Source organism: Lysinibacillus sp. NPDC093712 (assembly GCF_050280025.1).
Classification (GTDB): Bacteria; Bacillota; Bacilli; order Bacillales_A; family Planococcaceae; genus Lysinibacillus.
The window spans coordinates 44,396-70,053 of the sequence record NZ_JBNNUU010000002.1; the positions used below are offsets into that span (position 1 = coordinate 44,396).

Annotated in this window: 32 protein-coding genes and 1 pseudogene; all 33 read right to left on the reverse strand. The window is 31.3% G+C overall.

The features are described 5' to 3' along the window. Window positions 1-137: 137 nt before the first annotated feature. Window positions 138-1,316: pseudogene (locus tag ACQKNX_RS07430) on the reverse strand (recombinase family protein); the annotation flags it as partial. Window positions 1,317-1,619: 303 nt separating this feature from the next. Beyond that, entirely contained in the window at window positions 1,620-2,180 is a 561-nt protein-coding gene (locus tag ACQKNX_RS07435) for an HNH endonuclease (RefSeq protein WP_427428315.1), read from the reverse strand. Further along, the gene (locus ACQKNX_RS07440) at window positions 2,180-2,698 is read right to left on the reverse strand and encodes a dihydrofolate reductase (RefSeq protein ID WP_427428316.1); all 519 of its coding nucleotides are present in this window, start codon (window positions 2,696-2,698) and stop codon (window positions 2,180-2,182) included. The genes ACQKNX_RS07435 and ACQKNX_RS07440 overlap by 1 nt, the downstream gene beginning before the upstream one ends. A gap of 131 nt (window positions 2,699-2,829) precedes the next feature. After that, window positions 2,830-3,732 (reverse strand): thymidylate synthase, encoded by a 903-nt coding sequence (gene thyA, locus ACQKNX_RS07445; RefSeq protein WP_427428317.1) that lies wholly within the window; start codon window positions 3,730-3,732, stop codon window positions 2,830-2,832. Window positions 3,733-3,802: 70 nt separating this feature from the next. Then, window positions 3,803-4,123 (reverse strand): hypothetical protein, encoded by a 321-nt coding sequence (locus ACQKNX_RS07450; protein ID WP_427428318.1) that lies wholly within the window; start codon window positions 4,121-4,123, stop codon window positions 3,803-3,805. 129 nt (window positions 4,124-4,252) lie between these two features. Beyond that, window positions 4,253-4,786, reverse strand: coding sequence for a hypothetical protein (locus ACQKNX_RS07455; RefSeq protein WP_427428319.1), 534 nt, complete (start codon window positions 4,784-4,786; stop codon window positions 4,253-4,255). A gap of 20 nt (window positions 4,787-4,806) precedes the next feature. Continuing rightward, entirely contained in the window at window positions 4,807-5,784 is a 978-nt protein-coding gene (gene nrdF, locus ACQKNX_RS07460; protein ID WP_427428320.1) for a class 1b ribonucleoside-diphosphate reductase subunit beta, read from the reverse strand. After that, window positions 5,772-9,017, reverse strand: a complete 3,246-nt coding sequence (locus ACQKNX_RS07465) for an LAGLIDADG family homing endonuclease (protein ID WP_427428321.1) — start codon at window positions 9,015-9,017, stop codon at window positions 5,772-5,774. The genes nrdF and ACQKNX_RS07465 overlap by 13 nt, the downstream gene beginning before the upstream one ends. A gap of 4 nt (window positions 9,018-9,021) precedes the next feature. Further along, window positions 9,022-9,387 carry a class Ib ribonucleoside-diphosphate reductase assembly flavoprotein NrdI gene (gene nrdI / locus ACQKNX_RS07470; RefSeq protein ID WP_427428322.1) on the reverse strand — a complete coding sequence of 122 codons (366 nt, stop codon included), beginning with the start codon at window positions 9,385-9,387 and terminating at the stop codon, window positions 9,022-9,024. Beyond that, window positions 9,384-9,605: a glutaredoxin family protein gene (locus ACQKNX_RS07475; protein WP_427428323.1), complete on the reverse strand. Its 222-nt coding sequence runs from the start codon at window positions 9,603-9,605 to the stop codon at window positions 9,384-9,386. The genes nrdI and ACQKNX_RS07475 overlap by 4 nt, the downstream gene beginning before the upstream one ends. A gap of 48 nt (window positions 9,606-9,653) precedes the next feature. Continuing rightward, the gene (locus ACQKNX_RS07480; RefSeq protein WP_427428324.1) at window positions 9,654-10,148 is read right to left on the reverse strand and encodes a hypothetical protein; all 495 of its coding nucleotides are present in this window, start codon (window positions 10,146-10,148) and stop codon (window positions 9,654-9,656) included. A 26-nt stretch (window positions 10,149-10,174) separates the two neighbouring features. Next, entirely contained in the window at window positions 10,175-10,597 is a 423-nt protein-coding gene (locus ACQKNX_RS07485; RefSeq protein ID WP_427428325.1) for a hypothetical protein, read from the reverse strand. Between the two features lie 205 nt (window positions 10,598-10,802). Then, complete coding sequence (locus ACQKNX_RS07490) at window positions 10,803-11,180, reverse strand: hypothetical protein (protein WP_427428326.1); 378 nt, start codon at window positions 11,178-11,180, stop codon at window positions 10,803-10,805. Between the two features lie 70 nt (window positions 11,181-11,250). Further along, window positions 11,251-11,955, reverse strand: a complete 705-nt coding sequence (locus ACQKNX_RS07495) for a 3D domain-containing protein (protein WP_427428327.1) — start codon at window positions 11,953-11,955, stop codon at window positions 11,251-11,253. 143 nt (window positions 11,956-12,098) lie between these two features. Continuing rightward, window positions 12,099-12,530 carry a hypothetical protein gene (locus ACQKNX_RS07500; RefSeq protein ID WP_427428328.1) on the reverse strand — a complete coding sequence of 144 codons (432 nt, stop codon included), beginning with the start codon at window positions 12,528-12,530 and terminating at the stop codon, window positions 12,099-12,101. Between the two features lie 35 nt (window positions 12,531-12,565). After that, on the reverse strand, window positions 12,566-12,754 hold the full coding sequence (locus tag ACQKNX_RS07505; RefSeq protein ID WP_427428329.1) for a hypothetical protein: 189 nt from the start codon (window positions 12,752-12,754) through the stop codon (window positions 12,566-12,568). Window positions 12,755-12,795: 41 nt separating this feature from the next. Beyond that, window positions 12,796-13,263 (reverse strand): hypothetical protein, encoded by a 468-nt coding sequence (locus tag ACQKNX_RS07510; RefSeq protein ID WP_427428330.1) that lies wholly within the window; start codon window positions 13,261-13,263, stop codon window positions 12,796-12,798. A gap of 35 nt (window positions 13,264-13,298) precedes the next feature. Next, window positions 13,299-13,532: a hypothetical protein gene (locus tag ACQKNX_RS07515; protein ID WP_427428331.1), complete on the reverse strand. Its 234-nt coding sequence runs from the start codon at window positions 13,530-13,532 to the stop codon at window positions 13,299-13,301. A 12-nt stretch (window positions 13,533-13,544) separates the two neighbouring features. Continuing rightward, window positions 13,545-13,754 carry a hypothetical protein gene (locus ACQKNX_RS07520; RefSeq protein WP_427428332.1) on the reverse strand — a complete coding sequence of 70 codons (210 nt, stop codon included), beginning with the start codon at window positions 13,752-13,754 and terminating at the stop codon, window positions 13,545-13,547. A 52-nt stretch (window positions 13,755-13,806) separates the two neighbouring features. Beyond that, complete coding sequence (locus ACQKNX_RS07525; RefSeq protein ID WP_427428333.1) at window positions 13,807-14,100, reverse strand: hypothetical protein; 294 nt, start codon at window positions 14,098-14,100, stop codon at window positions 13,807-13,809. 11 nt (window positions 14,101-14,111) lie between these two features. Further along, window positions 14,112-14,285 carry a hypothetical protein gene (locus ACQKNX_RS07530; protein ID WP_427428334.1) on the reverse strand — a complete coding sequence of 58 codons (174 nt, stop codon included), beginning with the start codon at window positions 14,283-14,285 and terminating at the stop codon, window positions 14,112-14,114. A 34-nt stretch (window positions 14,286-14,319) separates the two neighbouring features. After that, window positions 14,320-14,718, reverse strand: a complete 399-nt coding sequence (locus ACQKNX_RS07535) for a hypothetical protein (RefSeq protein ID WP_427428335.1) — start codon at window positions 14,716-14,718, stop codon at window positions 14,320-14,322. 47 nt (window positions 14,719-14,765) lie between these two features. Then, window positions 14,766-14,948: a hypothetical protein gene (locus tag ACQKNX_RS07540; RefSeq protein ID WP_427428336.1), complete on the reverse strand. Its 183-nt coding sequence runs from the start codon at window positions 14,946-14,948 to the stop codon at window positions 14,766-14,768. 243 nt (window positions 14,949-15,191) lie between these two features. After that, window positions 15,192-15,503: a hypothetical protein gene (locus ACQKNX_RS07545; protein ID WP_427428337.1), complete on the reverse strand. Its 312-nt coding sequence runs from the start codon at window positions 15,501-15,503 to the stop codon at window positions 15,192-15,194. A 281-nt stretch (window positions 15,504-15,784) separates the two neighbouring features. After that, a complete protein-coding gene (locus ACQKNX_RS07550; protein WP_427428338.1) occupies window positions 15,785-16,660 on the reverse strand; it encodes a hypothetical protein in 876 nt (291 codons plus the stop codon). Window positions 16,661-16,793: 133 nt separating this feature from the next. Then, complete coding sequence (locus ACQKNX_RS07555) at window positions 16,794-17,402, reverse strand: hypothetical protein (RefSeq protein WP_427428339.1); 609 nt, start codon at window positions 17,400-17,402, stop codon at window positions 16,794-16,796. A gap of 178 nt (window positions 17,403-17,580) precedes the next feature. After that, the gene (locus ACQKNX_RS07560) at window positions 17,581-18,624 is read right to left on the reverse strand and encodes a hypothetical protein (protein WP_427428340.1); all 1,044 of its coding nucleotides are present in this window, start codon (window positions 18,622-18,624) and stop codon (window positions 17,581-17,583) included. A gap of 29 nt (window positions 18,625-18,653) precedes the next feature. Continuing rightward, window positions 18,654-19,562 (reverse strand): RecB family exonuclease, encoded by a 909-nt coding sequence (locus ACQKNX_RS07565; RefSeq protein ID WP_427428341.1) that lies wholly within the window; start codon window positions 19,560-19,562, stop codon window positions 18,654-18,656. A gap of 14 nt (window positions 19,563-19,576) precedes the next feature. After that, window positions 19,577-20,635, reverse strand: a complete 1,059-nt coding sequence (locus ACQKNX_RS07570) for a DNA primase (RefSeq protein ID WP_427428342.1) — start codon at window positions 20,633-20,635, stop codon at window positions 19,577-19,579. Window positions 20,636-20,658: 23 nt separating this feature from the next. Further along, the gene (locus tag ACQKNX_RS07575) at window positions 20,659-22,149 is read right to left on the reverse strand and encodes a DnaB-like helicase C-terminal domain-containing protein (RefSeq protein ID WP_427428343.1); all 1,491 of its coding nucleotides are present in this window, start codon (window positions 22,147-22,149) and stop codon (window positions 20,659-20,661) included. A gap of 10 nt (window positions 22,150-22,159) precedes the next feature. Continuing rightward, window positions 22,160-22,750 carry a hypothetical protein gene (locus ACQKNX_RS07580; RefSeq protein ID WP_427428344.1) on the reverse strand — a complete coding sequence of 197 codons (591 nt, stop codon included), beginning with the start codon at window positions 22,748-22,750 and terminating at the stop codon, window positions 22,160-22,162. A gap of 62 nt (window positions 22,751-22,812) precedes the next feature. Further along, window positions 22,813-23,976 carry an AAA family ATPase gene (locus ACQKNX_RS07585; protein WP_427428345.1) on the reverse strand — a complete coding sequence of 388 codons (1,164 nt, stop codon included), beginning with the start codon at window positions 23,974-23,976 and terminating at the stop codon, window positions 22,813-22,815. A 98-nt stretch (window positions 23,977-24,074) separates the two neighbouring features. Continuing rightward, on the reverse strand, window positions 24,075-25,433 hold the full coding sequence (locus tag ACQKNX_RS07590) for a hypothetical protein (RefSeq protein ID WP_427428346.1): 1,359 nt from the start codon (window positions 25,431-25,433) through the stop codon (window positions 24,075-24,077). Between the last annotated feature and the right edge of the window lie 225 nt (window positions 25,434-25,658).

Genomic DNA, 25,658 nt, shown 5'->3' on the forward strand with positions numbered 1-25,658 from the left:
TTACCTTTTATTTCTTTTTCTACTTTCTGATATTCATTTGTGTATGAGACTTTGTCTAAATCAATCTTCTTGTTAAATATTTCAATACAATCATCCGAGGTTAGTTTCTTAACTCTACTCTTCGTCACTTTGATAACTAGCGATTCTAGTGTTTCTTTGCGATATCCATGATTGGTACAACCTTTAGAATTATATCTAGTTGTCTTATTCGCACAACGATAATAAGAAAACTTTTTATTATTTCGAGAAGTCGTAGAAGTAAGCAACTTCTCACCACATTCAGTGCAATAAACTAACCCTGATAATAAGAAAGGAGTATTGTATGCTCTAGGTGCTTTCATACCTGTGTTTTTCTTATTTTTAAATGCGTTTAGTTGTTTTTGTCTGTCTAATGATCTCACAGGTTTAATATAGTCTACTTTTGTAATAATCCTATCAGTATCTACGTTCTTTTTACTTTCATATGATAAATGTCCAGTATAAAACGGATTAAATAATATTGTATTAATATTACGATGATTCCATATGTCAGATTTATTACCTTCAATTGGCTTAGGTATAGGACTTTCCAACTTAGGGAGACCTTTAACTTCATCGGCATTTAAAAATTTAGCGATAGTATGCATACCGTATCCTTGTAAATATAAATCCTCGATTGTTTTAACTATTTCTTCTGTTCCAACTTTAGGTAAAAATTTACCATCCTCATTACGTGTATACCCTATTGGAATAGAGCCACCAGTATATTCACCTCTTTTAGCCATAGATAACATTGTGTCAGCAACACGAGTAGAAGTAATTTCAGATTCCATTTCAGCCATCATAGCCAAAATAGACTCCATCATCTTAGTTGTCCCCGCTTTTTTCAGCTCATCTATTTTAACTTGTGTCTCACCACTTGCTGTAAGGTATATTTGACAATCGTTTTCAGCTAATAATGACCAAAACCACATATTTTCAGATTGATTACGAAACAGTCTATCACGTCGATATGCAATTAAATAATTAATTTTACCATCTTGAATATCTTGAATGACTTCTTGCATAACATCTCTATCTTTTAATGCCGTCTTTTTAGCGGATAAACCTTCTTCCGTATAATATTTATAGATAATACCATTTACATTTTGAGAGTGTTTTTGTGCTAATTCTGATTGCATTTCTAGTGAATCGCCTTCTAATGCCTGTCTATCAGTAGAAACCCTCTGATGAACTCCTATGACGATTTGATTACTATGTGGTCTATTATTTTTAGTACGCTCTTCTTGTATACGGTATTTATTTTCTGTTGAGAATAATTCATTTGCGCTTACCATGACTGTACAACTCCTTAGTTATAGTTTTCGTAACACCTTATTTATAGTTTTCGTAACACCTTATTTATAGTTTATGTAACATTAATGAAAAACACAAGCAATCATCTATATTTTGCCTGTGTTTATATATGTTTATTTTAGTGTACTCTTGTAGTATTGATATAACATCTCTACGTAAATCTCTTTAAAATTTTCTATATTTTGTTTGATATCTTTATTGTTGCTTTCAACGGTAATTTGTTTAAGTCTCACTAAATTCCTTTTACCCATCAGACATCCACCCCTTTGGTATGTAATAATTAATTAAACAGCATTTTCAAGATAATAACTTAAATAGCCTGCGACAAGTGTACTGTTCACCACTTTAAAACCATGAGTATTCATACTTTCGTGAGCGTCTAACCATCGTTCTTCATCTTCGTTATACCAGTTAAAGAATTCTGACACTTCAATGCCTCTGCTCTGCAACTCTTTAACTAAATCGTACATCCAATGCTCTTTTATCATTTTGTCATATGTTCTCTTTTGAACCCATTCAAAGAATAAATTTGTATTTGTTGTATCTGGTGAAGCTTCGTGACACTGCGAGCACATTAAAAATAAATTACTTACATCATTACTTCCACCTAAAGCCTTTGGATGGATATGACATCTCTCTAGTATGTATTTTGGATGATTCCATAACGCTTTAAAGTTACCGTCATTAATTAATTTACTTTCATCCTCATTATGCCACCAACGTTTACATGCCCAACATGAAGGTTCATAGTCATCTCTAATTACCTCATCTCCATTTGGAAGCCTCTTATCCCTCCAATATTCTGCAATCTGTGCTCTACTAGGTAGACTTTTAGTTTTCCCCATCAAACACTTTCCTTTCTTTTATAATCAATAAATTCAAATTTCAATCCATCTTCTTCGTGTTCTTCTCTATGTATTTCTTTAAAGTGTTGATTAACTATCTCATAAGGGAAAAACGTATCTCCCTTTTTGTTATCATATATGTACGTAATATAAACTTTATCAGCGTATGGTAATGCTTGTTCATATAATGAACTCCCGCCACAAATCCATAAATCCTTATCTTGGATTCCAGACTCTAAATAATGATTTAATACTTTTTCAAACGCTGATTCGACAATTACTTCTTTAGGTACTTTTAGTTTCTTATTTGAAGTAAGTACTACATTGATTCTTTTTGGTAAAGGTTTATTTAATTCCAAGAAAGTATTCTTCCCCATTAAACAAAGATTAGGATGACCATTGTTATTAGTTGTGAGAGTTTTGAATCGATCTAAATCCTTTTTAATTTTATAAAGTAATTGTCCATTCTTACCAATTGAGTTTGTTTTATTAATTGCCACAATGATATTTATTGACATGTATTCCTCCTGCTTAAAATTGGCTAATTGTGAATAGAATTAGTAAAATAAGGATGTGACTAAACCGCATCTTCCTACAGTCACTCTTATAATCATTAAAGTGAGTGTCTGATCAACATTCACTTTTTAATTTAAAATGCTTGAGGTGCTTTAATTGATGGATGTGGACTGTAATTTAATAACTCAATGTCATCGAAATCAATTTCACCAATATCTTTAAAGTGCTTAACTCGTTCACTCAATTTTAATGTAGGCAACTCTTTAGGTTCACGTTTCATCTGTTCTTCTAAAGCATCTAAGTGAGTAGAATAGATATGTGTGTCACCTAATTGAGGAATTAACTTACCTACTTTTAAACATGTCTTCTCTGCGATAATATGAGTGATTAATGCATAACTAGCAATATTGAATGGTAAACCTAAGAATATGTCTGAACTTCTCATTTGGAATAAACAATCAAGATAACCTTCACGTACATTAAATTGAAATGCATCATGACATGGTGGTAAAGTTTGAGTTTCTGTTTGCGAAGGGTTAGCTGAGTAAATTTTTAATCTGCGACTATCAGGATTAATCTTCATTGCCTTAACTACATTCATTAGTTGGTCTGTTCCGTCTCCATTAAAATCACGCCACTGACTTCCATAAATAGTTCCCATATCAAATCCATATTTTTTTGTATAATCTCTAAATTCATCTAAAGACATATCTGCTTCCCCATTGAATACATTATCCAAATAAACTTTGTTCTTTAAATAAAACTTCCATGCATCACGAGTCCAAATATCAACCTCTTGATCAAGTAGGAATTTTAAATCTGTAATACCTTTTAAAAACATGATTGTCTCAGCTACTACACCTTTCCAATAGACGCGCTTAGTAGTTAGTAGTGGAAACCCATCTTGTAAATCAATTTCTATTTGATTGCCAAATGAACTAATTGTTCCTGTACCAGTTCTATCTCCTTTAATTACTCCTTCTTTTAACACTTTGAACACTAAATCCTTATATACTAAATCAATATGCTTTCCCAACACTGTTCACCTCATATGTATAAAATAAAGAGAGTAGAAATTAATCCACCCTCATATGTAATTATGTATTTTATTTACCAAATAACTTCTTTAACTTCTTCTTAAGCTTACCTTCCTTTTTACCCTTTTTACTTTTTGGTGTCTCAACAACTAGTTCTGCTTCAAGTACTTCCACCTTTTCTTCCTGAACAATCGGTACACTTTCGATTTCAACTTCCTGTTGTTCCTCTTCTACAGGTCTTTGGAATTGAAAAAATTTATTGTTATAACGTTCATTCCCTACACCAAAATAATCCTCGTATGATTGAACTCCTGTACCATTGTATTGCGGTACGAAAGGTACTCCATTTTGTTTAGCTTCTAATTTTCGTTGTTTACGTGATTTTTTCATAAATATCCATTCTCCTTTAGAATTATGTATTTGTTAATTTAAATTTCAATAATATCCATGTTTTATTGAAAAATAGTGGTATTAATTTGTTATTCATACCAATATTTTGTTAGTTACATCAATTTATTGTTACTTAATTAGACTATTATTGATTTGTCGTTGAATTTCCTCTTTGATCTTATCTTCTGGTGTCCAAAAATCAGGACTTTTTAAAATCTTACCGTCATCACGATATTGAGCATACTTAGTGCCGTCTTCAGCAGTAAATAATTTAGACATATTAGCTTCTTGTACAATATTAAATACTGGTTCTGCCTCTACTCCAATTTCAACGAATGATCCTTTTACAAAGTAATCGGTATCGGTTAGTGCATCAGCTTGAGCAACTACTCGCTCTACATCATCTTGAATAAACTCTTCTTTAGAAGATTTGTCAAAAGCATTACTTAGTCCTTGCATAAAGTCATTGTATGCTTGCTCAAATTCCCCAATATTAGTACAAGAAGCATGAATAAATTCTACAATTTCTTCTCCTGTCCAAATCGAACGGTTAATTGCTCGTTCTAAATTCATTGGCTTAGGTGATTGTGATACTGGATGATTGAATGCTTCATGAAAATCCTTAACATGATTTTGTAATTTGTTTGTGAATGTACTTGTCATAATATATATTTCCCCTTTTTTTATTTTAAGTTTGAATAATCAAATGTTGAATCGTTAATTGCTTCTACTCTAGCAATTGTATATGTTGAACCTTTCTGACTAAAGAAATCGAAAGTACTTCCCTCGTTACGAATACCGTTCATAACAATTGGGTTAATTTCTTCTTCTGGAAACATTGTATCTAATCCAAGATTCATCAATGCTTTATTCGCATTGTATCGTACATACGCTTTAACATCAGGACTTAAACCTGTTTCAGCATAAATGTCATCTGTATACTTAACTTCGTTTTGATAAAGATCAAGAAGTAATTCATAACCCCATACTTTTAATTCATTCTGTTTCTCTACTTCAAATTTATTAAATACATTTTGTGCAAAGTAACCTACTGCCACCCCATGAATTGATTCGTCACGTAAAATAAGCGAAATTACCTCTGAACTATTTCTTAAAGTTCCCTGCCCACCTAGATACAGTGGATAGAAGAATCCAGAATAGAACAAGAACGATTCCAACATTACTGATGCAAACATCGCTTTCCATAGTGACTCATCATCATCTTCTTTAATTGATGTGTAGATATCGGCTATACGATTAGCTTTGTATTGTAGATATTCATTCTTTTCAACCCAATCAAACACCTCTTCAATTTCATCATTGTTGCATAGAGTGGTAAAGATGTATGAATAAGATTTAGCATGAACGGCTTCGAATGCACCGAACAATGTTAATACTGCTTTCTCTTGTAAGTCAGGATTAAACTTTGCAATTTCATTCATTCCGATATTTGTTTGTAAAGTGTCTAGCAGAGTTAATCCTCCAAACACTTTCTTGTATGTATTTTGATACTCAAATGATTTCCATTGCTTAATATCTTTAGAAACGGCTACATCTTCAGGTAGCCACATTTGCTTCCATTGTTGATCCCAAAACACCTTAGTTAACTCATTATTTACTTTGTTCCAATTAATAGCAGGATACGATTTTAAATTGAGCATGAAACACATTCCTCCAATGTCTGCATTCTTTGACGTACATAATACACGCTCTTCATTCCAGTATGATGAGCATACCCGTATAGTCGTGAAAGCTGTTCAGTATTCCATTGGTCTGTAATATATAAAGTCATTGAAATACCTTGATCAATGTGTTTTTGTGCTGTAGCATAAACATCAATCATTTTATACATATCGATTTCATATGCCTCTTTGTATAATTCAGAATTACTGTTATTTAAGAAAGGCATAGGATATATAGTACGACTATCACCATAATCACGAGTTTCAACACGTTCAGTAATTGGCGATAAACTTGCTGTAGAATTACGTACATAAGAAATACTTCCAGTGGGCGCAACTGCTAATCGATAAGCAGAGTATACTCCATGTTTTTGAACATGTTCTTTTAATTCTTCCCACATTTCTGATGTAATGATAGGAATATTACCTAACGCTTTATAAACTTTTTCACTAGGTAGTTTGTTCGTTTTATTTATATATTTATCAAAGTAATTACCATTAGCATATTCTGATTTCTCAAACACATGGAATGACTCTTTTCGCTCTTTGGCAATCAATGAGTTTGATTTTAATGAATAATAGTTAATCGCCTCCATTAGGTAATCAACGAACTCAATTGACTCTTTGGAACCATATTCAATATTTTGAGTTACTAAATGTCCATGTAAATTCATAACCCCTAAACCTACTGAGTGCATTAATTTATTTGCTTTAGCTACAGAAGGAACATTGTTAATATTGGTTAAATCTGAAACAGAAACTAGTAGGCGGTTAGCTGTATCGATTAACTCTTCAAAGTTTTCTCCTTTTGTTGCATTATGTATATCTAACGATCCTAAATTACAGGAAACATCTAAGCCAATATTATCTTGTTCGTCATAAGGATTGATTATACTTTTATGCTGTAATTGGAAAATCTCTGTACAGTTCCCTGTCACAATACCATTAAATATTAAGGATTGATAATCTTCTTGGGTAGTGTCATAGACATCCTCCATTCCTACAAATTCAATAGATACAATTTCAGAGCTAAATTTATGTTTAGGCTTACGAGATTTTGGCTGTAGTGTTTCTGTCATCAAATTGAATTTATACATGTCGTATTCTTTTAGTTTAATGACATCTACAAACTTTTCACGAGAGTCACGGTCTTGTATTGATAACTTGAAAGTTGGATTGACAAAGTATTCCCTACTACCTCCTTTACCATCTGGTAGTATTTCCGTTCCTCTCTTTTTATTTGCGTAAATAGTAGAATAAATCCCCATATTAATCAACATACGTTGAATACCGATCAATAACTTTTCACTAACGCTAGTTATTTCAACTGTTAAAGCTTTATATTTATGATTAGCATTTACAGTTCCGTCCATCTGATATAAACCTGATAAATACGCAGTTTGAACCTCTTTATTACCATTTAAAATATATTCAGGGACTTCTAATTTATTTTGCTTATTAAATCCAAACTTATTTAAAATATCATTAAGAACTGTTGAATTCATATAATACATTTCAACTTCATTTGACTTAGTAAAAGAAGGTTCGAATGATGCATTATGTTTATATTTCTTTTCAGATTTATATTTATCAATGAGAGATTTAACCATTGATTCTATATCATTCTTTAACACTTTCTTATTATCATAAAGATATATCTTTGCGTATCTATCAGTAAGTGTACCATCTCCTGTTATGATACCCATGACGTATGCTAACTCTGCATCTGAATTATTACCATATAAACCTTCATTTGATTGAATTAATAGTTTCTCTCCGATAGATAATTGATTTAATTGTTTTTTATGTATAATGCCTTTATCGTCTAGCGTATAGAACTTATGCCATTCTGTTGCTTTAATTTCAAATCCATTTTTTGTTTTAACTTTATATACTTCTGCATTCTTAGCAGTTAACTGCATTGGAATAGCGTTTACTAAACTAACCCCCTTTTCATCTTGATTGAAGTTTTTGGTACGATTATCAATCACGACCTTTAAATCTTTTTTGGATTCGAATAGCTCTTTGGTTGAAACGTATCCATCTTCAGTCAATAACAGTGAGTCACCTGTAACGCATAAATTTGACATTTTCACTTGCCCAATATCTTTTAAAGCATGGATTTTATTAGCATTATCGATATACATTTCATATGGGTAACCTGATTCAAATTGAGATTTCTTAATTTCTGTATAAAGTTTTCGAGCATTAACCTTTTTAATCTTACGAATCTTAGGATTATCCAATAACTGATAGTACATTTCACTAATGTTTATTTCAGACATTCTCTTTCCATATTCATTTTTAATATCGTATGAACTAAATAATACTACATCTTTATCCTTCTTCATCAATTCAAAGAAGATACTAGGAATGATGACTCCAGTTGAAAGTGTAGCTAATCGAATTTTTTCATCTGCATTAGGTTTCTTTGCACTAATGAATTCTTCAATGTCTGCATGGAATACATTTAACCACACTACTCCACTACCCTGTCTCTGACCTAATTGATTAGAATAAGAAAATGAATTTTCGTAAATCTTGCATACTGGCATTACACCACTTGCACGATTTTCAATTTTCTTAATAGGATCACCTAATGGGCGTAAATCTGTCACATCTATTCCTACGCCTCCTCCTAGACGAGATAACTCTAAAACGTTTCCGATAGAGTGAGAAATACTATTCATTGTGTCGTCAACCGATAATTCAAAGCAAGACACTAATTCACCACGAGCCTTCTTTCCTGAATTATTCATTGTAGGCGTTGCAGGTTGATAACTTTCCATCATTGCACGAACTGATTTTTCAGCTAAGACTTTATCTCCTTGCGCTAAGTACAGCGAAACAATTGCCATCCGGTCCTCGTATTTTTCAAGAATTTCTTTTCCATTTCTACTTTCCAATGCGTAGCTATTATAGAATTTGCTTGCACTCATGAATGAAGGAAATCTAAAATTGTACGAGTAAGCAATCTTGAAGATTTTTTTGATAAAGTTAAAATCATATAAATCCAAGAATTCCTTCTCGTAATAACCTTCGTTGACTAGATATTTAATCTTTTCCTCTAAGTCAATAAAATACCGCATCTTAACATTAATTTCGTCTAAAAAATAACGTTTGGTACTTAACTTCTCTTTCTCTAAATCTAAGTATCCTGTACTATGATATGTATTCGCAATTTCATTGTTGAGTTTTAAATATTCCTTCACTCAATTACCCCTTCCTCATTATCAAATCGTATTGTTCTTTGATGAATTTATAATCCTTTTCAAATCCTCGTAACTCTATCTTATGTATTACTGGAATACCGTATTTCTCATTTATTTTATCAGCAGAAGCACAGAATACATTTACTCCAAAATTACTGTTGCCACTAGCAATTACACCTTTGCAATTTTGATAGTTATTAATCATGAATTCATCCACTGCTTTTGGAATATTACCTAATCCATCAGTATATGTAAAAATAATAAAATTTGAATCTACTGTTTCTATGTCTTTAATATCTAAACAATCAATGCTTTCTAATTTCGTAGTTATGTATCGAACATTACCTGTCCGACTAGAATAAATAATCATGAATTAATAATCTTTGTAATCTCAGTTTGATTAATATAATACTCATCATTAAATTCTAAGATAGGTAATGATTGAAACCCTTTACCTTTTAATTCTTCTCGAATACCTTCATTTTCATCTAAATTAATATATTCCACTTGAGACTCCTTACCTGCTTGCTCAATGATGAATTTAACTAACATGCACTTTGGACAAACGTTCTGAGTATATAATTTCAAAATATCTCCTCTTTCCATATGTATTATATAATTGTTTTATTTATTTAATTAATAGTTAAGTAAAATATGTTCAACAATTTCCATTGTTGTCAGCTTACCTGTATCAAATTTAACCACTTCTAAATGTTCAACCTTATGTAATGCCTCTTCGTATTTGTATTTAGCATACTTTAACTTTTCTAATGAAACATAGTCATCACCACGACAATTAAAACGTTGCTCTAATACTTCGTCATCTGCATATAAGTAAATGATTGTTGCATTATTCTTCATTTCTTTCTCTATAAGCCTGCGTTGTCCATCTGATAACATTGCAAAGTCATCATACATGGGCGCATACACTTCATTACAATATGTAAATCGATCAAATATGACGTTTTCCATCTTAGTAAACTCTAAAAACTTTTCAAATAATTCATTTTGAGTACACTGCGAATGAGAAAAACTTGAACCTTTCATTACTTTAAATTCTGTAATGTCGGCTAACATATTTATTAAACTAGTCTTTCCACTACAGTCTGTTCCAACTACAATATAACTCAATTAATCACCAACAATCTCTATGTATTTTAATATGTATTTTGTAACACTTTATCACCATAACTTAAATCGTATAATTCTCTAGGTTTATACTTTCTAGTCTTGTGTTTACCAACAATTCCTCTAACTTCTCCTACCGCACTATTAAATACACTAATGTTTGGAAGTTTAGATTTTAATTTATCATTTGCACATTTCATTACATCCAATAAATCTTTTGCCTTCCTACGTTCGTTCCTAACTATATGCATTTTTCGATATGCTTCGTACCCTTTATTAGCTGATAAACTTTCAAACTCCATGTGATGCAATAAATCTTCTTGTTCTTTTTGTTTAGTTTCTACTAATTTAGTAAGGTGTTCGACCTCTTTAGGTAACTTATCTAAGAAGTTTCTTACAAAAGTTAAATCCTTTTCAAACTGAGTTATTTCATCGATTACAACATCATCCAATTCACTCACCTAACTCTCGATGTAGGTATTGTTCAAATGTAATCCCTTCGTTCTCCCGTATCTTACTATTTACAAACTTGAATCCTAAATACTCTAATACTGAATCACTTATCTTCATTTTTATCATCCCCTTTTGTATTTCTTAAATTAATTATATCATCAAGATTCAATAACACAAGTGTATTATGTAATTATTTTATTAATTTTAATAACCATCTTGATAACCCACTTCAAAATACAATCCATGATCATCCTCGCCATAGATAAACAGTAAATTATTGTACTTAGATATCCTATCACTAATGTAATCCTTTGTGTACTTGAATAATTCTTCTAACTTGTATTCATTAAAATACGTACCATACGCCTTATGATATAATTCCAATTCAACTTTAAATGATTCATCACGTAATGTATTGACATCCATGTAGTATCTAATGCATGTTTTATTGTTATAGATGAATTCATATTGGATGCGTTTATATAAATGTATGTAGAAAGGCTTTTTATGTAGTATGTCACGGATTTTCAACTTTATTTTGTTTACTTTCTTAACTAAATAAATCTTAGTTTGGAACTTCAACGACTCTCACCTCTTTTGAATTGAGCAGAGAAAGAACACTCAATCTCCACTCAATTAATTATGTATTTGATTATTTATTATGAGTTTTTAATATTCTAATTTTTACATTATGACGACCTAGTCTATAAGCTTCTTCTGTAGATGATACTAACACATCGATTTTGTTAGACTTTATTGCCCCTCCCGTATCAAGTGAGATGGCTTTGAAGGTTTCGTATGGTGTCTTTACTTCTACAATTGTTCCTAATTTGATTATTCTTGGATCAGTTGCAATAATACGTAACCCGTTATAGTAAATTGTATTCGATACATCGTAGCCGGTTGCAGTTATACCCGTACAGCCCTCTGAGCAGAATGCAGTGTAATAACTAGCATTAAACGAAATCCAGTCTCCTGTAATACCAGTATCTCCTCTACTAACCACTTGCTGTTTCCTCTTTTGTTCTTCCAGTCTCTTTTGTTCAGTTAACTTATTAGCTTCTTCAATCTTAGCCAATCTAATTTGCTCTAACCTTAAGCGTTGACGCTCCAACTCTTCTAATCTTTTTCTCTCTTCCTCTTTTAAACGTTCTGATTCCGTATGAATAAAATTAATTGATTCGTTTACTTGGTATGCAATTGAATAATTATTTAAATTATCCATACTTTTTATTACGTCTTCAGACTCTATAGATACCCCTCTGTTATCATTAATTACTTGAATCGTAAACCAAGACCATCCAAGTGTACAAATAATAATAGTTGGTACTGTTAAAGATTTTTTAAGTCGTTTCATTTATTCGCTTATTCTCTACAAAACATGTCTCATTTGAAGTTCCTACGACAATAATTTATTGTGCACTTCATTTGCAGATAAGCTACCCTTCTTTCTTTTATGTAATTATTTAAATAATAATTCGCCATCATGATTCTGTCAACCTAATATTGTTTACCATGAATAGAAATATTAACTTTACTTTTATCAACTTTGCTCGAAATCATATAACCATTTGCAAGTAGAATCTCAGTTAACTTGTATTGATCTTGTCCACCAGAAACGGTTAATGTGTAAATATCACGTTCAGTTTCAACCGCATGTTCTAACGAGTTATAGCAAACTTTATCTTTTATTCGAATAACCTTACCATCCTCATCTAACTCATATTCATTATCATAAAGAAGCTTTTTAAATTCCTTAGTATAAATATTCTCAGAACCAAAGATAATTTTATTAGGTAAATCATATTTAAACCGTTCGTATAACTGAGTAGAGATATTCTCATCATAGGTATAGTATTTGACTGAAACATTTCTTATTTCGACTTTCACTTTAGACATGTCATCTGCGGTTACTACAGTCATTATTGACATTAAATCACTTACCTTTCTTAAATATAATCAAAATATTATTTAACACTCAATTGTTCATAATATAATTTTTCATTTTCCACATATAATGCATACTCATCAAAGGTAAGACCTAAGTATTCAATAAGACTTAAATCACCTTCGTAATCTGTGTGCCATGTATCAATCTCTTCCTCAATGTCCTCTGGTAAGCATAATCCTAATTTTAATTTTTCCTTATAATTCATATTAAGTTGTTCACATCCTTAATAATATTGTCATTTTATGATTACTTCTCGATTAACTCGAATTCAAAGTCATCTGAGGTAATCGCAAACACATGAGAGAATTCACTAACTTTACCTAAATCAACATTTACACCTACTCCAGATGTTAAAATTGATTTATCAATAATGATTTTGAAATCATGAGAAGCTACCCCGTCACCGTTATACAACGTGCCCTCAGCGATTAACTTAAAATCTTTGAAATCAGTAATTGATTTAGTTGTTTTAAATCTAATTTTCGTTGACTTTGGTGCTAATTCTTTTTCAAAATCAGATAATGTTTCATTATTTTTCAATTCTCCAATAGCTTTCATTAGTTCAATATCAAAATCAACAATATTTATTGCAAAATATGAATCTTTTTCATTATGTACTAACTTCCCTTTTGTAGCTGTATCCAATTTTGTGATGAACTTACCTTTTTCATCAAATACTTTTAAATCCATTACATCCATTAAAAAATTCTTCATTCTTTATTCTCCTCTAGCGTAAGTTGCCACCTATTTTATTTTTGTGTTGTTTTACTTAAAACTTTAAGTGTAATACCTTCTGGAAGCATTAAAAATTTCGCTTCATTTTCTAACGACTTTTTAATAATCTCATAGAATTTATGAGCTACTTCTAAATTCATTTCTTTAGGATGACTAACTAACAAAGTATCATCGTTTGTTAATGCAATGGTACTTTCTTCTACTGTTTCTCCATGAATATTTTTAAGTAGTAATTTAATATTAGTCATGTATCCATCACCTTATTTTCGTCTATTTGTATTCTTATATTTTGGCTTGCGATTTTCAGTAAGCTTTTCATACTTAGCTTTCCAAACACTGATCACACGTTTAAGTTTCTGCATTTCTCTATTCTTATTAACGAGTTGTTTCTTGAGGTGAAAGTTTTCTGCTTCCACCTTTTTATAATGTTCCCACACATTCTGTTCGGTTACTGTTTTCCCATCTTGCATAAGATTCAACTCCATTTTATGTATTTAATAATACTAATCTTTTATTTATGAATTATTCTCCTTCATTTAAGAAGGTACTAATTTCTTTATAAACTTCGCTATCATACAAATGCACATCATCAAGCACTTCTCGTGCGTAGTCCAATAATTCTTTAGCCTCTTTTAATTGGTTCTCTAATCGTTCAAATTTATCCATGAAAGAAATCAACATTTTAGGTGCAGGTGGATCTTCTACCCAAACTTCTCCGCCTCTTAAATATTGAACCTTGTATTCGTTTGTTAAAACCATATTATATTTACCATTCTCTAATTCGATATTGTATTCGTACTCTTTTTCTTTATCCATCTTTCCCCTCCTCATTGATTAGGTATAACGCATTTTAATAATTCTTTATTTATTTCATAGATAAACATGTCTATGTTTAGATCATCAGCCATTTCTTGTGCAAAGTCTACAGCATCGCTATGTTCATCAAATGAACCATAATAATTGTCACTTTCATCATATATCTTGTAATTAGTAGTCATCATTAAACCTTCCTTATTTTCTTATAATAGTGTGATTTTAACTAAAATAACCCCACTCAATCCACTTAATTACTTCTACATTTTTAATTCCTAATTCTTTAGCGTATTGTTTTGCTACATCATCTAGATCTTTTAATTTAGTGTCTGGATACAATTTAGCAATATGAGTATGATCAAATGTTAAATAGTTTTCATCGTCATACTTAATTTTTAATAAACCATCTAAGTCCTCCAAAACTTCAGATACAGCCTCATTAGCTTTAATAGCCTCTTCCAATGAAGATATAAAATCACCCCAATTACCTCTATATGTCCGTTCTTTATCAATGAAAGTGTCAGGCTTGTCTTTGTATTTTTCTTTTAGATAATCAATATCCCATTCAATTTCACTAACCTCAGCACCATATCCATATAAATAACTTGCATCTACTCCCACTATTAATTCCTCCAATCGTTTATGTATTTTTAAATAAAAGATGAATATTATAAACCTATTCCTTTTAGTAAGCCTCCAATCCATGATCCAATAGAGTCTGGGTTTTTAATGAAGTAAGTAACAATTAATCCTTGTCCTATCATCATTACAATCATCAAAATAAATACAAATGCAATAAAGAATTTAACAAACTTTTCTAAACCTGAACTTTTTCGTTTTAAGTTATTCAATTCTATTCCTCCTATGTAGTTTCTCTGTAGTAATTAAATGCCGAATTGAAGATATCCAAATCCAACAATTGATATTGCCATAATCCACATTTGTAATGAGTAAATTTTATGACCTCTGATTAACTTAGTAAAATTAGAAAACGTGTAAACAATACCTACTACAAGAAATAATAATTTCAAAATCAACATAATACCATCTCCATTTTTATAATTTCTTATACAATATATTCCTTTTATTAAATCCTAAAAATCTGCATATTCTTTATTCAATCGTTCAAACACATCATGAGCTTCTTTCAGTTTTCGTCTTGCTTCCTTATACTCTTGTTTCTTTTGCTCCTCTAATTCTTCTACTGTAATAAATTTCCGAATGTCTGGATGTTGAGATAAAGTCGCTTTACCATCTAAATCAACAACTATACCCTTGCATTTTTTACAACGATAACCTTTTGTTATTTTAATATCTTTTAAAAATACTTCTTCTGATCGACCTTTAATTATTTCTTCAAGTAAATAAGTTTGAGCACATTTTCCGTTTTTACATACAGCGTACATAGCAAATGCCTCCTTTCCTTTGTATTTTCATATAATAGGTTTCTTTTATTTAAGCCCAAACTTCAGTTTCTAAGACTACTCCTTTGAATTTGTATGCAATTCTTTCAGCATCATTTTTACTAGTTGAATAGTCACATGTTTCATAACTCAATGTAGTACTATATTTATTATTGTCAAAGTCGAATGTATCAATGAATCCTTTATTTTCAATGTAAACAATATATCATTTTTCTTTCATAACCAATCATCCTCACTTTTTATAATATTTAATTTTTATGTAATTATTTATTTAATTTCTTCTTACGGTTACTAACTCCTAAGAAATGATTAACTCGCTTCTGTGCCAAATCAATGTAGAATTGACGATCTAAATAATCTGGTACAGATTTACCTTCCATCGATTCATTGTCTATGAAACATTTCTCAGAAGTGTTAGAGAATTTAGCAGGGTTTTCACCTTTTTTCTGTTTAAATAGCCCACCATCGTCTTCTCTTAATGAAGCAAATACTCGGAAAGTTTTATCTTGTAGTAAATATCCTTCATCTACTAACATTACCTTCCTATTCATTTTACCTGTAACTTCATTTAATACTTTAACTGCTTCAAACTTGCAATTCTTCTTTGCATAGTCATAAGCGTTTGTCATCTTAACTACTCGTTGGAAGTCGTGTAATTTAGTACATTCATTAATTGTTTCTTCAACAGGTTTATTTTTTAAGAAGTAATTAGTTACTGCAAAATTAACAATTGGTAAATCGTAGTCAATTTCTGATAATTGTTTTACATAAGCACCTTTAGCTTTCCATCTAGGTTTACCTTCTTCAGTGTATAATCCACCTTCTGGTACTATGATGTAGTTGTTTACGTCCTTCTGTACTACTCTCACATATTCTTCTAACTCTAAGATAAGTCTAGTACGTTGTTCCCACTCTTTTTGAGCTTCGATAATTTCAGCTAAATCATCATCCGATTCACATACAAAGAATACACCATCTGTATTTAAATTAAATAAGGTACAATAAGGTTCTATGCGCTCAATAAAATCAGTTAATAGAATTTGTCCTGCTACACATACCGAACGCATCATACGTTTATCATATAAATTGTTGTATTGATCTCCGAACGTTCCGTACACTGTATTTCCTTTATACCTCATGTTTACTATCCATGAGGAGTAGACTATATCTTCATTCTAAAATTAAGAATGTCCTCCACTTCCAGTAACGTATCAATAGATACTGTACTCCCATAATGGGATAGTCGTTGCAGTTTACCACTTTCCGAATGGTTTATATTATTAAAGCTAAAGCTTCTTCTAAGTTATAATCAACTTTTCTTAGAGCATTATATAGTTTCATATAATTTAAATTAAAGTGATTCGACCATTCCTTAATGGTCATACTTTTATCTTCGTAATTTAAGATAACATTTGTTCTTTTATTTAATTGTTGGAGTTCATTACTTATCCATCTACAATTATTAGGTTCGTAATTACCATTAACATTTATTCTATCTATAGTTAACCCTTTGTTATATCCATTTGAATTAGCCCAATCTCTGAAATTTTCATAATCAAGCCATTCTTTACATACAGAAATTCCTCTTCCTCCATAATTACTATATTCAGTATGATATTCTTTTAAACAACGAGTCTTCATTTGACTCCATACACCATATAATTTAGTTCTGGATTCATTATGACGAGTTACTGTAGGTTTTAGATTTAAACATCCACAACTTTTAGTGTTAGAGTCTTTAAGACAATCCGATCTAACAGTCGTACTTTTACCACATTCACATAAACAATTCCAATACGATTTCCTACCTACTTTGTGTGAAAAATCAATCACTGTTAACATATTATATTTATTACCAGTTAAATCTATTCTATTAGACACTATGTACACCTCTATAGATATGTAATACCATTCGGAAAGTAGTCTTACCACAGGATTACCCCATTTTAACTAGAGGGCTTCCCCTGTTAGCTAGATTATTAATAAGTCATTTCCTACTTAAACTATTCGTTAATCTAACACCCTTGATAAAGGTTCAAAGGATTTTTTATCCTTGCGACTAACATTTTATCGCAAGCTTTAAAGCCTCTTGTAAAGGATTCTTAACTTTCTTTAATACAATGCGTTCGTCACGAATATATCTAAATTTAGCATCCGATTCACAAGCTCTACTCATTAATCCATATTCCAAAATGAGTGCAGGATAAAGGCTCGCAACATCGAGAGAATAAATTCTACCTTCATACATGTAGTTTTTAATTGCACCGTGCAATCCGCCTAGTGCATATACCGTTGGTACTCCTGCAATCTCAATTTCAATCTCAATTTTAGGTTTACCTTTTTCAAACTTTGTCGGAACAAATGTCCCATTCTTAATTGAATCAAAGAATTCCTTTACTTGAGGATATTTTTCTAATCGATATGTATCAGGATAAATGAAATCAAATTCATCATTTTTATAATCTTGTTTTTCAGCTTCTAAAATAAGAGCAGTTAATTGCGCAGAAGTTTTTGAAATATGTTCTATTGGTAAATCAAACATATCTAATAATCCTACTTGAGCATTAAATGCCGATATGCGTTTGTGATATACTTTGATCGTTTCTGTTACATCGTGAGTACAGTATTCTTCTACTTCGTTTTCTTCCTCTTGAGTCAATGGTCTATCGATGTCAAAAGGTACATCAGATTCTTTAATTCGACTGCCCATAAAGGCTTCTAATTGTTTCAATCCGTGGAAACCAGTAGCTACATCAAAAATATTCATAGGTACTGACTTGTGATTCCTGACTACATAACTACCCTTCTTATCCTCTTCAATGATTTGTTTAGTTATGTAACCTGCATCCTGTCCTAATAGTAAACCTTTCATAATCCATTGGTCGTAACCTCTTATATTATAACCAATGAATATATCGTCTTTATATACACGATAAAACCATCGTAACTTTTCGTAATCGTTTTTAATTGTAAACTTCTTCATAGAACTTAATTCTATAAATACAACCATCCAATACGGTTGTCCTGTATCTGGATGAATACTATTAGAGAATACTTCGAAGTCCATGAATATCAATTTCTTATCTTCTAGTACTTTACTCAATTAATTACGCCTCCCTTAGCCTCCCACTTTTAAAATTCAAATTCATCAAATTTTCGATTCACTTTAAATGTCTTATTGTCAGGTGTCCATAAGCTGTAGTAATTACATAAGTCTTGTGAATAAAATGGTGCATTAGGATTTGTAATAGAATAGTCACACCAATGACACAGCGGAGTTGCTTTAGGAGCATATACACCTGTTTTTTCTGCTTCAAATATTGAATCTAAAATCTTATTCAACTTCTTTAGACCTCGTTTGTAATATCCTTTGGTACATGCTAATTGTTTCTCACCTAGAAGTATCATATCGTACATAAATTCTACTGGTGTTTTACCATAAATGTTTTCACATGCTAAAGTGTAAATAAACATTTGTAAAGGAGTGGTTAAGTCCTTATCTTCATATATCTTATTAGAAGACTTATAATCGACTACACGTAACTCTCCTTTATCGTTAATATCAATTCGATCAATGAAACCATTAAGAATTACTTTTCCCTCATATTCAAAGTTAAAGTTTATTTCAACCGCTAAGGGCTTCCATTGCTCACCTATCGAATCATTTTCAAGATAATGCAAGAAGGTTTCTAATTTATCTACATAACTTAAATTACTTTTTGTATTTACTTCAATAAAAGTATCTTCTCCAAACTTTTCTTTGATGGCGTTTACGCCTATAATAAAATTTCCCTTATCCTTATCTGTGTCTTCTGCGATCCCTTTTAAATATACTTCTTTTAAATAAGTATAATCATTACGGATACCTTCAATTATGTTTCTGTGCTTAATCTCTAATACTTTATGTAATAAGTTCCCTAAATCTAAATGAACTGCATCCGATTGAACATAGTTACCGTCTACATACTTATACTTGTACTTCATTGGGCATTGTACAAAAGTGTCTAACTTACTGTAACTGAATTTTGGTAAATTAATCAAGTTACCTCTCCTATCTATATTTTGTATATGTTATTTTTATATAAGCTATCCCATACTTCTCTACCTTTATCTGTAGGAGAATCCTTATGTTCTAAATTGTTTTCAATATCAATAATTCCGTATTTCATTCTACCTGTTAGTTTTGATGCCTCTTTTTTTACATAGTTAGCATCTTTATCCTTGTCATAAGCAAATATGTATTTTACATCTAAACCTAATTCTTTTAATAATTTTATTTGTATAGGTGAAAGCGAATCACCTTCAATTGAAACGGTATTAGGATATTTCCATTGAGTTAAAAACATAGTCGTCTTTCCGCCTTCTACAATAATTACCTCTTTTAATCGACGTATATGAGGTAACGCCCTATGTAAATTAAATAGCTCTATGGATTTATTACAAGGTTTTAGATAAAGGTATTTGTACTTGTCTTCAATTTCTTTGTTTTTTCCACAATACCTACCTTTAACACCAATTAATTCTCCATTCTTATTATGTACTGGAAATGTAATACGTTCTGTATTCACATCAATACCTATTTGAAAATACTTTTGTGTAGATATACTTAATCCATCTTTATACCAACCGTAATAAGGAATTACTTCATACTCAGTTATGTAGTTATCTGACAACACTACATTTAAAGTGTTACTCTTATTAACTTTTGTTGAAGCTTTTTTAAGCCAATCATTGTAATTTTTAATAGGCACTTCTATATCAGAAGTAACTCTATAAAACTCATCTATAAATTCTGGATAGTTTAATTTATTACAAATCCAAAATTTACTTTTCGAAAGTGTATCCCTTATCTCTTGTTCAGTTTCAGAACCGAATATAATGTAACTTACTAAATCGAATATACTTCCAGTAATACCTTTTGATCTTATATTTACTAATAATGATTCAGTATTCTTTATCTGAACACTTCTACTATTATCACCTTCAGGAAGTCCTGCTACATATAATATTCCGTACTGTTCAGTCAGTATGTCCCAACAACCTAACTGTTCCAATAATTCTTCAATACGGTCTTCGTTAAAAATTTTAGCTTCTATTTGTCGTAAATCAGACATCCCTCCACCTACTTACATTATTTTTAATTTCCGTAACGAGGAACTTTGACTAATGCAACTTCTTTGAATGAGTTGATTTCATAATTAACCTCATAAATAATTTGTTCATCTTCACTCCCAAAGCGATTCTTCGATAAAAATATTATCAAGTACTGTTTGTCTTTATCAAGTTTATACTCATCTCGACACCATTCTCCAGTTAACTCATCCTTCTTATAATTATAAGCATTAAGGGCGAACCTACCTTCAAACTCATCATCGAACATTAATCGTCCCATCATTACTACTGAAGCTACCTCTACAATCTCCATACTTTTACCAATGCTATCTAAGTCTAAGAATCGTGTCTCTTTCCCTAGTTTTAATTGCACAGTAGCTAAAGTACCCACGTTGTAATTATCCTCTTTAATTAAATCATGTAGTTCTTGAGCAGAGTTTGAGAAAGCTTCCCAACGAGCCATGTCACTTTGTGAGCGATCAGGTTTAAAAGTATCTATTATTAGCTTAGAGTATCCTTTAGGGCGATACAGTTCCACTCGATTATGTATATCTTGCATACGGAATTTTTTAAGTTCTAAGGTTTTAATTAAACCTCTACCTTTTGTTTCTGCCCATTTAGCCGCATTTCTCAATTTTTCAAACATCTCATTTGTAAAGTTACCTTCAAACATTTTTTCACGATTAATTGGCTTCTTTAAAATCTTTGTTGAAATTGTTGATAAAAGTAAATGCCTCCACTTCTTAACGCTTTCTTCATTAATCGCTAGAATTGCTTTTTCTTCATTTTCAAATAAGCTGAGAACGAACTTCTCCATTGCTAGTGAGCTTTTTCCTACTCCTGAAGACAGAACTAAGTAGTATAACGATCCATTCTTCCAACCTTTGATTTTGCGGTTTAAACGTGGAGCATCGTGTAATGGTATACCCATTGCTTCACCTTCATTTAATTCTTGAATTGCTCCCTCTAAATCATCAACTAAGTCGTGTTCAATAACATCTCCAGAGTTTATATGTGCAAAAGCTTCTTTATACTTAAGCTGAATATAAACCTGTACTTGCTTTAAAGACATTTTACAAAGCTTAGTTACCAACGTCTTGTCTTCTACATTAATTAAGGAGTCATTCTGTAATTTACGTAAGCTCTCATATTTTTGTATTTCGTTAAAGTGATATTCATCGTTTTGCGAGTCGTCTTTACACGCTTCCATTATTTCTGAAATTGTCTCATATCCACCAAATGAATTATACGCTTCAATATAACTCTTCTTTCCAACCTCTTTAGGTCTTGACACCACATATGTATAGACAGTCTTATCACTAAAATCTCGAATGCCATTTTCAAATAACTCTAACCCTAAAGTATAGTAGAAATACCATACATCCTCTGTAAATGTTGAACGTGAAACCTTATGCGATTTATACTTTTGATACATGCTTGGATTTGACCAAAGGTATCCATTAATCAACGATTCATGTAAGAAGGATGGCTCTACGAATTCATTAATGAATTTCATTTACTCACTCCTATAAAAACTCTGAAATATCCAAGTTGTCTTTTGTCTTTTTTTCCTTAACTAGTACTTGAATTTCAACCTCTGCCGAAGGAACTGATTGTGCTTTATGAATTTGCTTGTCTTGATGCTTATTCATTTTCATTACGTCATTTACACTTCTCGTTACTGTTCCAAATATGTACGAAAATTCATTCCATTTTTCATTGAAATGCATTGAATGAAGAATACCGTCAATGGTTGAAGCTAAATGAATATATGTCTGCAACATTACTTCATAAGGAACGCCTTCTTTATATTTCGTCACCTTTTTATTATTAATTTTCACACTCCCATTTCTTAAATCTTGAATTTTCTCCATCATTCTTCCATCTAATGCGATAATATTATGTAAGCTAAGTATATAGTTATATAAATCGGTTAATTTGTCTGCTTCAACCAGTTTATACTCCTTATCTTTCAGTTGAAGATCATGACACGTTGAATGGAAATACTTTCTAAACATTTTTGGTGATCCATTTTTGTTAAATTGTCCAGTAGGTTTTTCATCACAATACATAACTTCTTTTTCTCCAACTTCTTTACACCATTGGCATTTCGGCAATTCTTTCACCTCTTATTTAAAAATAAAGGGTAGAATAAATCTATCCTACCCCATTTATGTATTTATTTTTCTATAATTTTTGATACAATATCTAATGCGATTCTTAAGTTTTCTAAATTACCTTTTTCTTGCTTGTAGTTTTTAACTTTAAAGGCTTTTTCAAATTCTACACTTGCTTCTACCTTTTGATCCTGTGTCATAGTAGGAATGAGTTTGTCAATCTTGGATAGTAGTTCATCTGGGTTGTTATTTACCCCATCTTCTTTTTCTACTAACTCTTTGACTTTTTCTTCTCGTTCAACTTGCTCTTCCTCTTTTAATTCCTCTACTGTTTGAGTAGTCTTCTTTAATTGACCTTTTACAGCTTCTTCAAATACATTTAAGAAATTCTCTGCACTATATTCTACTTTCTCAGGTAAATTAGTATAACGTCCTCCTGCAATTTCAACATACTCAGATGGTCGGAAGTACATCATTGTTTGTGTATCATGAAAGTTAGTAGCCTTTTCTTTACCTTTTTTATCTTTAATATTCTCATCTAATTCATTACCTGACTTGTCTAATACTGACGTTTCATTAAATAGGCAACAAATCAGTGAAGCCTGTGATTCGAATACTTTACGTCCTGTATTATTCATCATTAATTGAATAGAATTATATTTCTTACCGTCATGTAAAGTTGTTTCCTTTTCTTTAGTCCATGCAATATGGAACAGTCCGTATCCTGCATTTTTTAAAGTTTCAAATGGTTTCTTTAATTCTTCACCCAGAATTACCCATCCGTTTTCAGATGTATTGTCTGAGATTTCTTGAAGTGATGCGAATACTTTTCCATATTTACGTCCACGATCATACAACAACCATGCAGTACATGCATCAATTGCTCTATCCGCCGTATCTGTACCAATTAATTTTGTTACACGGTTATCTTTTGCCTCTTTTACTAATTCAGGTACAACAGTTTTCTTGAAGTAATCCCAAACCTTCCATAGAGTATCATCTGTGCCTTGTTCATGTAATGCAACGATGTTATCTAATTCCCATGTTTCATAGCCATCTTCAAACGCCATTAATAGTACATCATCTGGTGAAGTATAGTGTAATTCTGTTACCTCTTTCCACAATCGAGTCTTACCTGTTTTCCATCCACCTGCTACCAACGTTGTAATACTTTCTAATTGCGTCTTTGGTTTATTACTTTTTACTTTTTCTCGGAACCCTGCCATATTAAATCATTCTCCTCTTTATGTAAGTTTTTATTTAAGAGGGAGAATTAACTCCCTCAATTATACAACTCTTATGTACTAAATAATTCTTTTATTCTTTAAAATGGCAAGTCGTCTTCATTGACCTCAATTGGAGCTTTAGAAAACGGATCTTCATTAGTTGTTACATTTAAAGTAATTTCATCTTCAGTCAATAATTCACGAGCGAATGTACCTTGAATATATCGTAATACCTCTAACCCTTTTTTCGTACCAGATGAAGCTTGTTCGTAGCTTGTAACTTTTTCACTTACATCTTCAAAAGGATTATCTTCTTCAACTTTTTCTGCTACTTCTACCATCGTGAATTCAGCACGATTATTGTCGATACCTTCTACTACTAAGAAGTCTAAGTGATTCAGTCGTCCGAATGCTGTAGCAAAAGGAGTTTTACCTTCTTCAGCTTCCTTGTGATAAACTACTAACTCAACATCTCGTGGTACAGACTTATCTTTACCGTAATCTAAGTACACTCCGTTGATTTTAGTATCTAAAGTAGTTTCATCTTGATATGTAGAATTGATACCTAGTTGCATTTCGAATGAGTTGATTTCTATAAAGTTCTCATCCTTAAAGTTTCGTACATAAGGAACATAATTGTAACCTCGGCTTCCATCTGCTTTAGGTAGTCCAACTTGACTGTCTACATTATTTTTAACTGTAATTCGTTCACCTTCTACTGTAGTGGAGCTATACTCTTGTTCTACTCGTTGCCCTTCTACATCGTCAGTAACTTTAGTTAAGTATAATTTTCCACCTTCAGGATTTAACCAACCTACACGAACAGTAGCTACTCCTTCTTTATTGGCTTTACCCATCCCTAAATAATTTCCACCATCAGCAGAATCGTAAGCTTTGAAAGTATCTCCTTCTGTTAAACCTTTAATTGTAACTTCACCATTTTTAAGTGGCACAATGTATTCGATAATACGCTTAACATTGTTAATTACTTGTCCTTCATCATTAGTGAATGAGCTAAATTCATACTTACCTTTTACCTCTACCCACATATCTTTTTCAACAACTTGCCCAAGACGTTCTGCTTTGTCCCAATCCGTTTGAATTAAGTGATATGTTTCGTCTGGATATTTAGATTTATCTAAGCGATCATTCCAATCGAGTGTTGCAGTTTTCTTATGAGTCGAACTATAAGCATACGCACTTCCCATTTCCATTCCTGCTAACTCAACTTTAAGCTCATTTTTAAACGCTGTTTCAACGATAAATTGTAATACTCGACGGTCTTTATTTGTTTGAGTTTTATTAGTGTCAAAGATTTCAACATCGTACCAACTATCCGTATCTTTATCTTTCTTTTGTACAGGTTTAACTTTTCCTACGAAATGGAAGCTATTTGAGAATTCTTTACCTCCGTGTTTTTTGTTTAATTTAAAGTCACCTTTGTTTTTCTTAGCCATATAATAAACCTCTCCAATTCTAATTATGTATTTTCTTTATTATTTATAAATATCGAACCTGTCACAATGCATCTAGCCTAAATTAAAACTTTATAATATTAGGATTTTATTGAATTAAAGATTGTGAATTGAAATTTAATATTCAATGTTTATAAGCCTTTCAGGGCTAAATAATTCACAAACTTTTATAAAAACGTACGCAACAAGCTTTGGCGAAACTTATTA